The sequence below is a fragment of the Butyrivibrio sp. CB08 genome (genome assembly GCF_003625485.1).
Classification (GTDB): Bacteria; Bacillota; Clostridia; order Lachnospirales; family Lachnospiraceae; genus Butyrivibrio.
In genome coordinates this window covers 277095-288450 of record NZ_RAIR01000003.1, presented here as the reverse complement: position 1 = coordinate 288450, position 11356 = coordinate 277095, and the positions used below count along the sequence as shown (strand labels likewise).

Below are 11356 nucleotides of genomic sequence, written 5' to 3'. Positions count from 1 at the left end.
ACTTATTTGAGTGTAACCTTTGCACCCTCAGCCTCAAGCTTAGCCTTGATATCATCAGCCTCAGCCTTAGCTGCGTTCTCCTTAACCATCTTAGGAGCACCATCAACGAGATCCTTTGCTTCCTTAAGTCCAAGACCTGTAAGCTCACGAACAACCTTGATAACCTTAACCTTGTTAGGACCAACCTCTGTAAGCTCTACGTTGAACTCAGACTTCTCCTCTCCGCCTGCTGCTGCGCCAGCGCCAGCTGCTGCTACTACAACGCCTGCTGCTGCAGATACGCCAAACTCTTCCTCGCAAGCCTTTACAAGATCGTTAAGCTCGAGTACTGTAAGCTCTTTGATAGCATCGATAAATTCTGCTGTTGTTAACTTTGCCATTATATTTTCCTCCATATAATTTGTAATTTTCAATAAATAAATGTTAGTTTACTGCAAAGAGTAAATTACTCTGCTGCAGGTGCTTCTGCTGCTTCAGCTGCTGGAGCCTCTGCTGCAGGTGCCTCAGCTGTCTCAGCAGGTGCTGCCTCTTCAGCTGGTGCAGGTGCTGCCTCTTCTGCAGGAGCTGCTGCCTCTGCAGGTGCAGCCTCGCCACCTTTCTCTGCGATCTGATTGATAACGCGAGCGAAGTTTGCGATAGGTGACTGCATAGAACCAAGCAATCTTGAAAGAAGAACTTCCTTTGAAGGGATAGTTGCGATCTCAGCCATAGCTGCTGCATCGTAGAACTTACCTTCGATTACACCACCCTTAATCTCAAGAGCCTTTGCCTTCTTAGCAAACTCATAAAGTACACGAGCTGGTGCTGCAGGATCTGTCTCTGATACAGCCATTGCTGAAGGTCCGTTTAAAAGGTCCTTGAGCTGCTCGAAGTCAGTTCCCTGGAATGCGAAGTTCATCATTGTGTTCTTGTACACCTTGTATGTTACGCCTTCTTCACGAAGCTTCTTACGAAGCTCTGTGTCCTGGGCAACAGTAAGTCCGCGGTGATCTACAAGTACGAGTGCCTGAGCATCTTTGATCTTAGCTGAGATCTCTTCTACTACAGGTTTCTTAAGTTCAACCTTTGCCATCTTTTTACCTCCTTATAGAATTTAACCGCCGAAAAAAATACCCCTCGAAGACATCGAGAGGCATAAAAGTCTAATCTAAACTTTTCCTCGGCAGGCGCTTACACTTTACGTTCCACATACATTTCATATGGAACACCTGCTGTCTTCGGCATGGCGTCTTTTTGACGACCTTGAATAAAATAACATATAGTGTTTTTATTGTCAAGCGTTTTTCTATATAAAACTTATCTTGGGCTTATATATCCGTTGCCATCCAGATTTATTCCAGGTGACATGGCAGCCATTTCATTGAGGACTCTGCTGTACTCCTCACCAGTAGCTTCTCTTACTGTGCATCCACTCTGGATCGCAGGGACAAACTGAAGGTTTACTGTTCCGTCCTTGTGAAGAGTGGTGATGACCATTCCTGTATCCAGGGTCTTGGAATTAAAGATATAGTTGCCAAGGCTGTAAACTACTGGTACTCCGTCAACATAATCAATCTTTTGAAGGACATGTGGGTGTGAACCTATTATCAGGTTAGCTCCGGCATCCGCTATCTCTTTTGCCTGATCCCTCTGAAGGTAATCTATCTCGGTAGTACTCTCGGTTCCCCAGTGAATGAATACCACAACATAAGCGTTCTTCTCCCTGGCCTCGCGAACCTTCTCTAATAGAAGAGAGTCGTTTAGACATCTGAATACTCCTGGAGATGTTTCAGTAGCTCCCTTGGTATCAGGGTTATCAAGTCTCTCGATCTGGGTTGCGCAGATAATAGCGATCTTCATACCATTGTCTGTTATATAGTAGACAGGGTGAGAAGCCTGCTCAATGGTAGCTCCTGCTCCTGCGTATGCAACTCCCGCATTATCAAGGGCAGCCATGGTGTCTAAAAAAGCCTGCTGTCCATAGTCATAAGCGTGATTGTTTGCTAGTCCGACGATATCGACTCCCATGGTATTAAGGATCGATGCTGATGCAGGGTCTGCTCTGAAGGTATAGGTCTTGCCCTCTGTTGGCGTTCCTCCTGTGGAATACGCGAACTCGTTGTTGACCATCATGATGTCAACTCCTCGCATCTTCTCAAGAAGGCTCTGGCCAACCACACCTTCTGCCGTGTTTCCAGCTCTCTTAAAAGCATCTCCCACAGCGTAGCCTGTATCAAACAGAACGTCTCCCGCAAAACCTATGGTAACTGTATCCTCATCCCCAGCTCCAATAACGTGGGTGTAATCCTCATCGCCTTCAAATATGACTGCTGCTTTGTGGGCTGCCTCTTCACTGGTAACTGCGGCGTTGGTAGCCATAGCTGCTTCAGGGATCGCCTCCCACTTGCTGGCAAAAGGAGACCTCTGCATATTGCCAGTCTGCTTATAACTCTTAACAATAAAAAGAGCTGGGACACCTATCGCCAGCACAATAGCAAAAGTCAACAGAAAAGCCACTGTCTGTGGCTTCTGTAATAGTTTCTTTATATTGATCTTATCAGTCCAGTGATCCTGATCGTAGTAACCTTTTCTTCTCATGGGACAAGTATAGCACAAGATATTGTACCTTGCCACTTTACAGATACAAAAAAGCGGACCACCGAAGTGATCCGCCTTAAGTTCACAAGCTTAATGCTAAAGAAATTAGTACTTGTTTGAAACAACCTTGACACCAGGGCCCATAGTTGTTGCAAGAGTAATGCTCTTTAAGTACTGACCCTTAACAGATGAAGGTCTAGCCTTTGTGATAGCATCCATAAGAGCGTTGAAGTTCTGCTCAAGCTGCTCCTCTGTGAAAGATGCCTTTCCAACTGGAACGTGGATGATGTTAGCCTTGTCAAGTCTGTACTCGATCTTACCAGCCTTGATATCAGCGATAGCCTTAGCTACATCCATTGTAACTGTACCAGCCTTAGGGTTTGGCATAAGACCCTTAGGTCCAAGTACCTTACCAAGACGTCCTACAACGCCCATCATATCAGGTGTTGCAACTACAACGTCGAAATCAAGCCATCCATCATTCTGGATCTTAGGAATAAGCTCCTCGCCACCAACATGATCTGCGCCTGCTGCCTGAGCCTCGTCAAGCTTTGTTCCCTTAGCGAAAACGAGAACCTTTACTTCCTTACCTGTTCCGTTAGGAAGAACTACAGCGCCTCTGATCTGCTGATCAGCATGACGGGAATCACATCCTGTTCTGATGTGAGCTTCTACTGTCTCATCAAACTTTGCAGTAGCTGACTTCTTAACAAGAGAAATAGCTTCTGCGGCTTCGTACTGCTGAGTCTTATCGATAAGCTTAGCAGCTTCTACATATTTCTTTCCGTGTTTCATCTCTCATCCTCCATCAGTCTTCTACTACGATTCCCATACTACGTGCTGTTCCAGCGATCATGCTCATAGCACCCTCGATGTCAACAGCGTTGAGGTCAGGCATCTTGGTCTCTGCAATCTTTCTAACGTCTTCCTTAGAAACAGTTGCAACCTTTGTCTTGTTAGGAACTCCTGAACCCTTCTGGATCTTAGCTGCCTTCTTAAGAAGAACTGCAGCTGGTGGAGTCTTTGTGATGAATGTGAAACTTCTGTCTGCATAAACTGTGATAACAACAGGGATGATAACGTCACCCTTATCTGCTGTCTGTGCGTTGAACTGCTTTGTGAATTCAACGATGTTTACACCATGCTGACCAAGTGCTGGTCCAACTGGTGGTGCTGGTGTTGCTTTACCAGCCTGGATCTGTAACTTAATGTATCCTTCGACTTTCTTTGCCATTCTGGCACCTCCTGAAAATATGTGGTCGGACATGCTGCATTGCAGCACTCCCACTCAGTGGATGTTACTATATATTTAAATGCCGAAGCACTCAAATACCATAAATTAATTAAGAATCTATCTTGCGAACCTCTGCGAAGCTGATCTCTACAGGAGTCTCTCTTCCAAACAGGTCTACATTGATAGTAGCAGTCTGTTTTCCGAAATCCATTCTCTGTACAACGCCTGCAGTATCCTTCCAAACACCAGCGATAACTGCAATCTCATCACCAACACCAAAGTTAACAGATACTGTATCTGTCTTGATGCCAAGTGGCTTGATCTCTGCATCTGTAAGTGGAACTGGCTTGGATCCAGGTCCTACGAAACCAGTAACGCCTCTAGTATTGCGGACAACATACCAGGTCTCGTCATTCATATCCATATTTACAAGAACGTATCCAGGGAACATCTTTCTCTGAACATTCTTCCTTGCGCCATTTTTAACTTCTACAACATCCTGAAGTGGAACTCTTACCTCAAGGATCTTGTCCTGAAGGTGTCTGTTCTCAATGGTCTTCTCAAGGTTAGCCTTAACCTTGTTCTCGTATCCGGAATATGTATGAACAACATACCAGTGAGCATTCTCATTCTCAGTGGTAGTATCTTCAGCTGCTGCATCAGTGCCTAGATTCTCTGCATCTGATAATACCTCATCAGATACTGTCTCGGCGGAACTTTGAGCGTCCTGCTCAAGATTCTTTTCCATTTCTTCTGACATATTATCTCCTTTAAATTAGAAAATGGATGTAATGAAATTCATTCCATATCCAAATGCATAGTCTAATACAGCGATCAGAGCGCAACAAATAACAGATACCACAACAACTGCTGTTGTCTGCTTGGTAACGTCATCCTTTGTAGGCCATATGATCTTTCCAAACTCTGCTTTTACACCTGTGAAGAAACTCTTGATCTTTTCCATGTATTATTTACCTCGAATAATAAGGACGAATTACTTTGTTTCCTTATGTAATGTATGCTTCTTGCAGAATGGGCAGTACTTCTTCATCTCAACACGATCTGGATGTGTCTTCTTATCCTTAGTTGTGTCGTAGTTACGATTCTTGCAATCTGTGCATGCTAATGTGATTCTTGTACGCATTATTTCACCTCCGCGCGTTTATAAATTGTCCATTTTTGCGCATAAAAAAAAGACATAAATCTCTTGTCGCTTGTCAAATATAACATAGACTTTTATCCGCGTCAACACATTTTTTCGTTAATAATATGCAGTTTTTAAACGACTCATTTGTATACCACTTCTCTCTGAACAAAAAAGCTCAAAAGAAACAGCACACAGTCCACTGGAATTTTTACAACAGCTTCAGGAAGCCTCGGGATCATTCCGTGGAAGAAGCTTACCAGAAATCCACTAAGGAGCATGATGCACACTGCAAGCGCCAGGTATCTGACCGCAGCTCTGAGCCCGCTCCCTTTCCCCTTAAATACCACCTTATAGTTAATAAGGAAGTTATAGATAGCAGAAATAACTCTGGCCATGATCGTGGAGAGCATGATGTAACCAATGGCAACTGGTACGTTCTTAAACATCGCGCAAAAAACACTAAACAAAACGATGTCCACCACAGCAGAAGACAGGGATGACACCAAAAACTTAAAGAATACCGCATAGATCCTTATAGAATCCTTGATAGGGTTAAAGTGACTTGATCGGTTTTCTTCTAAATAAATAGTTCTTATAGGAATCTCTTTTATCTTAATGCCAAGTTCTTTGGTGTCCAGAAGCATGTTGGTCTCAAACTCAAACCTCTCACCCTTCTCAGTCAAAAGAAACTTCATAAATTCCGCAGATATTCCCCTTAGTCCTGTCTGGGTATCACTTATCGACATCCCAACAAGAAACTTCATGACCTTACTGGTGGTCTTGTTTCCAAATACTGACCTGGCAGGAATTCCCTCCTGGTTAAAGTCTCTGACTCCAAGGACCAGCGCACTGGGATCTTCGATAAGAGCATCCATGCATTTTCTAATATCTTCTACAGCGTGCTGACCATCGGAATCTGCAGTGACAACTCCAACCAGTCCCTCGTACTGTGTCAGGCAATAATTGAAAGCACTCTTAAGAGCCCTGCCCTTGCCCATGTTCACCGCATGCTCAAGAACAACCACTCCCATTTCCCTGGCCTTGTCGTAAATATGTCCGTATTTCTCCTTGTCAGATCCATCGTTTACAACAATTACCGGTGAAAATTTCTCAGACGCCAGCTCATCCAATAATTTAATTAACTTCTCATCCGGTTCGTAAGCCGGAATAATTACAGGTACGATCTTTTCCATCAATAAACATCTTGTGCCAGGTTGTACACTCTTCCTGGCTCATATTCTCCATTTTTTATTATCTGGGAAAAGAGATCCTCAGACTCCCCAGTTTCATCCTCAACATAAACATATTCTGCGTGACTTGCCCTGATCTTGCTCATGATCGAATCAGCAGTGTCTTCCTCAGCAAGATAGCTGTCATATACCAGCGGTACAGGAGAAGCCTCCTTGTTAATGTAGGTGTTGTGAACCCAGTAGTAATCGTGTCCATCCCTGAACACCAGAACACGCTTGCCATAATACCCGCTGTCAGCAACAGCTCCTGCTATCTTCCTGCCTTCATCTCCAACCATGTCTTCCACATAGGCTCTGTCTTCAGCAAGACTATTATGATAGCCCGTCAGATATTTATAGACTCCCGTGTAATCCGCTGTCAAAAAGATGATCAGCAAAACCGCATAAACCAAAATTCTTGAAGGCAAGCCAAGATTCCTTGCTCTTAGCCTGTTAAACATCATCCCCAGTAGCAGGTATGTCATTCCCAGGGTAAATGGTGCGCAATATCTGGCAATGGATATTCCCATAGCAAAGGAGTTCATGTACTGAACCTCTCCTTGGAAGATGGAGATGTGAGCCAGGAACACTATTCCATAGGCCAACAGCCCAGTGCACAGGGTGAAAAGAGCTATCCTCTTTGTCTCCTGTTTTCCAAGAAGCTTCATATTATAGAGAACAACGATCATAACAAAGATCAGAACCAAAGCTGCCGCCGTGGACAAGTCAATATTAAGGTTATGATCCGAGTGCATGGGTTCAAAGGCAAAGCCCTGGAAAAAGAACTTTAACTTGTCGGCAGTATCATCCGGAGCAACATAGTTTCCGGATGTCGCCATCTTGACTCCAGCCCCTGTAAGCTTGGCAACTCTCCTGTTTACAAGGCAGAATCCCATCCAGCTTCCAAAGGACAGCGCCGCTCCCAGCGCACTTCCAAACACGGCTTTATTTCTTTTACCTATTAATATATAGAAAGCAAAGGCAAAAAGAGCCCACTCAAAACCAATTGACTTGGTCAGAAGAAGAATGCTGGCATATAAGCCTATCCTTCCAAAGTAAAACAGATTTCCGTGACCCTGCTGATCGTAAATAGCCAGAAGAAGCGCTCCATATACAATAGCCATTGTCACATCTGCAGGAGTCCCATAGTAGATGATCCCGTTGAACACTCCGGGAAAAAGCATTACAGCCAGAAAACTTACAAGATAAAGGCCATATGAAACTGTCTTCTTAAACCCGGCGTTTTCAATATAATCCTTTATCCTTGCAAGGAGGGGTAAAAGAAATACTCCATTGAGGCAGAAATATCCAGCAAACTGAAGGCTCTCCGAATACTCTTTTCCACTGATCTGAAGGAACAGCCATTTAAATATAGAAGTAACGGGTGGATAATCACCAAATTCCGGAGAGACATTTCCGTATCTTCCAGGAAATCCATTCATAAAGTAAAACTGCTTGGCATCTGATGACCAGAAGTTGATATCATCCCACCATGTAAATGCCATGTCAGCTGTAGCAACGCACACTCCAATTACTGTCAGAACAAACAGTATAAGATACGGCGAACAGAGCGCCTTAAAATAACCTGAGATTTCCTGTTTAAACTGTTTCACATCTGATCTGTTATCCAGATATGCTCGTATTGGTGCATATAAAATACCGATGATAGCTAAAACAAAGACAAGCTTCATGGCCCTGAAAAAGGCCAGAACATATAAAAGCATGATGAGCGCCGCCGTCCAGACCGTCACAGCATCCAGTATATTCTTTTTATATCTTACTGTTGTCATAGCAGATAACAGTAAAACAGCCAAAACCACAACAAAAAACATCAATGATCTTCCAATCCTTTTAAACTATTCCATAACATAATAATATAAACGCATGGTCAATAACAATCAATTCTTAATTATCTATAAAATCTTCTTAATTATGACAATAAGTAGTTGACATTTGACCTTTAATTAGTAAAATGTAAGTAACTAAATGTGGCTAGTTATGCCCTCGTGCGATTGATACCAATGGATTGGTAGAGAGTAAGGACTCGTACGTACATCATGGAAGAAAGGAGGGGCATTATGGCAGGCATATCTCTAAATGGTGCTTATAACCATTTCATACAGGATTATGTATCCAAAGATGTTACACAGGCCGACGCCCATCGTAAGGATGAGCTTAGGGATGTGTATAAGTCAATTGCAAAAATAAACAAGAAATCCCCTCTTTATCTTTTAACAGATGACGACAGTTCCAGAAACGATGCTATAGATATAAAAGAAAAAGCACGTCAGCTCCAGGGTAGTATCAGGCGCTTAAGCGATCATGAGGACAAGTCCTCTCTCAATCACTCATCAGCCTTTACCAGTGATGAGGATAAGGTTAACGCTTCCTACATTGGCAAGACTCCTGAGCAGGATATTGGAAACATCGGATTTGATATTGAAGTTTCTCAGCTGGCCAGCAGTCAGGTCAACAAGGGCAGGTTCCTTCCTAAGGAAGCCACGGGACTTCCAGCTGACAACTACGCCTTTGATGTAAGGATAGATGGTCAGGAATTCGAGTTCCAGTTCAGTATCTACAACAACGATAAGAACATAGACGTTCAGCAGAAGCTTGAAAAGCTTATTAATAAAGCAAATGTAGGATTGTCCGCAAGGATAGTTGAGGACGGCGAGCGAACAGCACTTGAGATCGCATCCACTCACACAGGACTTAAGCAGGGTGAGATAAGCCAGTTTGAGATATTCGAATCCAGCAGCGGCCTTGCAACCGGATCAGTTGCGTACCTTGGAATAGACAAGGTATTCGAGCCGGCATCCAATGCCCACTTTACACTTAACGGCGAGGAGAAGGCAGCCATATCCAACCACTTTACAGTTGGTGGCAAGTTCGATATCAACCTCAAAGAGACAACCAAGGGTTCAGAACCTATACATGTGGGCGTCAAGAAAGACAACGATGCCCTGATTTCGCATGTTACGGCTCTTATCGATAACTACAACAGCTTTGTTCAGGACGCATCAGGTAAAACTGATGACAAGTTCAAGAGCAACAAGCTTCGCAGCGAGATCATAGGAATTGCCCAGCAGCATCTGGCAAACGCACAGGATATCGGCATTTCCATTGAAGGCAGCGGTACTCTTTCAATAGATGAGGAACTTCTTAAGCAGGCAGTATCAGGCACCAGCTCAGTAGAGTCCCTTGCCCCTGTCAATAACTTCGCCGACAGTCTCATTGCCAAGACAAAAGACATTTCGGTTGATCCTATGAAGTATGTAGACCGGCCAGTTGTTAACTACAAGAATCCTGACAGCCGCGATTACACATCTCCATACATCACCAGCGAATATTCAGGCATGATGTTCAACAATTATTGCTGATACATCTTCGCCTTCAGTCCCTCTGCTGCAGAAGAGGTGACTTGAAATAATAGAGCTGCCAGGGATAGGCAGCAAAAGGCCCCACGCATCATATGCGCGGGGCCTTTTCCATGTCCTCTTATAAAATCGATCATGCTCTGCTCATATCCAGAGCCGCTCTTACGATCTGATCCATGTTGTAGTACTTGTACTGTCCAAGTCTTCCACCAAAAAGGATATCAGGATATTCTGCAGCAAGCTCTTTATACTTCTCATAAAGAGCATTGTTCTTGTCATCATTCATTGGATAATATGGCTCATCACCATGCTTCCAGGTGGCTGGATACTCTCTTGTTATAATGGTTCCCTTGCCAGTTCCATACTCGAAGTGCTTGTGCTCGATGATCCTGGTGTAAGGGATATCTCTCTCGGTGTAGTTCACAACCGCATTGCCCTGGTAGTTATCAACATCCGGAAGGCTCTCGGTCTCAAACTTAAGAGATCTGTACTCCAGTGTTCCAAGCTTGTAGCCAAAGAACTCATCTATCATTCCTGTGAACAGTATCTTGTCGAAGGTATCACCCTCTTGTGAAGTATATGGTCTTGCAGGAACTGAACCTTCAAGCTTAATGAAATCATAGTAGTCAGTACCTGTCCTGACCTCAATCCCCTTAAGGAGCTTCTCAACAAGCTGAGTGTAACCTCCTATTGGAATTCCCTGATATCTGTCGTTGAAATAGTTGTTGTCATAGATAAATCTCATAGGGAGACGCTTGATGATAAAAGCAGGAAGTTCCTTGCAGTCTCTTCCCCACTGCTTCTCTGTATATCCCTTTACAAGCTTCTCATAGATGTCTCTACCAGCAAGGCTAAGAGCCTGCTCCTCAAGGTTGTCGGCTGTGAACTCATCGGTTCCCTTTTCAGCCTTCATCCTCTCGATCTCTTTATCAGCCTGGGCTTTGATTATCTCTTTTGCCTCATCAGGTGTTTTGATACCCCACATCTTGCTGAAGGTATTCATATTAAAAGGAAGATTGTAGAGCTCATCCTTATAAACAGCTACAGGGCTGTTGATATAGTTGTTGAACTCTGCAAATTCATTGACGTAGTTCCAGACCTCTTTATCAGTGGTATGGAAGATGTGGGCTCCGTACTTGTGGACGTTGATACCCATCTCTTCTTCTGTATATATATTACCAGCGATGTGATCTCTCTTGTCGATCACAAGGACGCTCTTTCCCTTTTTATTCATCTCACGGGCAAACACTGCACCAAACAGACCAGCGCCCACTATAAGATAATCGTATTTCATCCCTTTTCCTCCAAGAAAAAAACTCCGCTGATTATTATATCAAATCAGCGGAGCTTTATCATCCTTTTACCTTACAAGACTATTTATCAGTCTGCCTGGTACTTGTCAAGCTGTGAGAAATCACCCATCATATCAAGGATCTTCTTTCTTCCAGCCTTGTTGAGCTTAACGTACTGCTGCATAACTCTGTTCTCAACGATCTTCTTACCAAGGTCTGTACCCTGCTCAAGTGTTGAAAAATCTACTGGGTTAAGGTTGAGACGATCGCACATCTTGATAACTGTTCCGTAAGCCATACCTTCAATTCCCCTATCTAATGCTGTTACAAGTGTACTGTATGGAATAGACATATCTATTGCAAACTGTCTAACACTTTTATACTGTGAAAGAATTTCTCTTTTTAAAATTTCTGCCTTTGTCATGATGCCACCTCCTATTACTAATATTTTTCTTGCGAAATCTCTTTCTTTTTGCACAAATAAGAATAACACATAGACG

General features: G+C 43.5%; 13 protein-coding genes and 1 other annotated feature. Of the genes, 1 reads left to right on the top strand and 12 read right to left on the bottom strand.

The window, feature by feature from the left end:
* Positions 1 to 2 precede the first annotated feature (2 nt).
* The 10 genes from rplL to D6855_RS07600 form a co-directional block, all read right to left on the bottom strand.
* Positions 3 to 380: a 50S ribosomal protein L7/L12 gene (rplL, locus tag D6855_RS07645; protein WP_120739665.1), complete on the bottom strand. Its 378-nt coding sequence runs from the start codon at positions 378 to 380 to the stop codon at positions 3 to 5.
* A gap of 65 nt (positions 381 to 445) precedes the next feature.
* Positions 446 to 1072 carry a 50S ribosomal protein L10 gene (gene rplJ, locus D6855_RS07640; RefSeq protein ID WP_120739663.1) on the bottom strand — a complete coding sequence of 209 codons (627 nt, stop codon included), beginning with the start codon at positions 1070 to 1072 and terminating at the stop codon, positions 446 to 448.
* Positions 1073 to 1095: 23 nt separating this feature from the next.
* Positions 1096 to 1239 (bottom strand) — a sequence feature (ribosomal protein L10 leader region).
* Positions 1240 to 1296: 57 nt separating this feature from the next.
* On the bottom strand, positions 1297 to 2577 hold the full coding sequence (locus tag D6855_RS07635) for a CapA family protein (protein ID WP_120739661.1): 1281 nt from the start codon (positions 2575 to 2577) through the stop codon (positions 1297 to 1299).
* 105 nt (positions 2578 to 2682) lie between these two features.
* Positions 2683 to 3372 carry a 50S ribosomal protein L1 gene (rplA, locus tag D6855_RS07630; RefSeq protein ID WP_120739659.1) on the bottom strand — a complete coding sequence of 230 codons (690 nt, stop codon included), beginning with the start codon at positions 3370 to 3372 and terminating at the stop codon, positions 2683 to 2685.
* A 13-nt stretch (positions 3373 to 3385) separates the two neighbouring features.
* Complete coding sequence (rplK, locus tag D6855_RS07625) at positions 3386 to 3811, bottom strand: 50S ribosomal protein L11 (protein WP_022765113.1); 426 nt, start codon at positions 3809 to 3811, stop codon at positions 3386 to 3388.
* Positions 3812 to 3920: 109 nt separating this feature from the next.
* Positions 3921 to 4571, bottom strand: a complete 651-nt coding sequence (gene nusG, locus D6855_RS07620) for a transcription termination/antitermination protein NusG (protein WP_120739657.1) — start codon at positions 4569 to 4571, stop codon at positions 3921 to 3923.
* Between the two features lie 15 nt (positions 4572 to 4586).
* On the bottom strand, positions 4587 to 4775 hold the full coding sequence (gene secE / locus D6855_RS07615) for a preprotein translocase subunit SecE (protein ID WP_120739655.1): 189 nt from the start codon (positions 4773 to 4775) through the stop codon (positions 4587 to 4589).
* A 30-nt stretch (positions 4776 to 4805) separates the two neighbouring features.
* Positions 4806 to 4955, bottom strand: a complete 150-nt coding sequence (gene rpmG, locus D6855_RS07610) for a 50S ribosomal protein L33 (protein ID WP_013281689.1) — start codon at positions 4953 to 4955, stop codon at positions 4806 to 4808.
* Between the two features lie 143 nt (positions 4956 to 5098).
* Complete coding sequence (locus D6855_RS07605; RefSeq protein ID WP_120739653.1) at positions 5099 to 6151, bottom strand: bifunctional glycosyltransferase family 2/GtrA family protein; 1053 nt, start codon at positions 6149 to 6151, stop codon at positions 5099 to 5101.
* Positions 6151 to 8019 (bottom strand): hypothetical protein, encoded by a 1869-nt coding sequence (locus D6855_RS07600; protein ID WP_120739651.1) that lies wholly within the window; start codon positions 8017 to 8019, stop codon positions 6151 to 6153. Before D6855_RS07600 ends, D6855_RS07605 begins: the two co-directional genes overlap by 1 nt.
* A 246-nt stretch (positions 8020 to 8265) precedes the next feature.
* On the opposite strand from D6855_RS07600, the gene fliD reads away from it, so the two are divergent.
* On the top strand, positions 8266 to 9567 hold the full coding sequence (fliD, locus tag D6855_RS07595; protein WP_158589489.1) for a flagellar filament capping protein FliD: 1302 nt from the start codon (positions 8266 to 8268) through the stop codon (positions 9565 to 9567).
* Between the two features lie 130 nt (positions 9568 to 9697).
* Here the strand turns inward: fliD and glf are convergent, their stop codons facing one another.
* Both glf and D6855_RS07585 read right to left on the bottom strand, forming a co-directional pair.
* A complete protein-coding gene (gene glf, locus D6855_RS07590) occupies positions 9698 to 10858 on the bottom strand; it encodes a UDP-galactopyranose mutase (protein ID WP_120739647.1) in 1161 nt (386 codons plus the stop codon).
* Between the two features lie 86 nt (positions 10859 to 10944).
* Positions 10945 to 11280 (bottom strand): hypothetical protein, encoded by a 336-nt coding sequence (locus D6855_RS07585; protein ID WP_022765107.1) that lies wholly within the window; start codon positions 11278 to 11280, stop codon positions 10945 to 10947.
* Between the last annotated feature and the right edge of the window lie 76 nt (positions 11281 to 11356).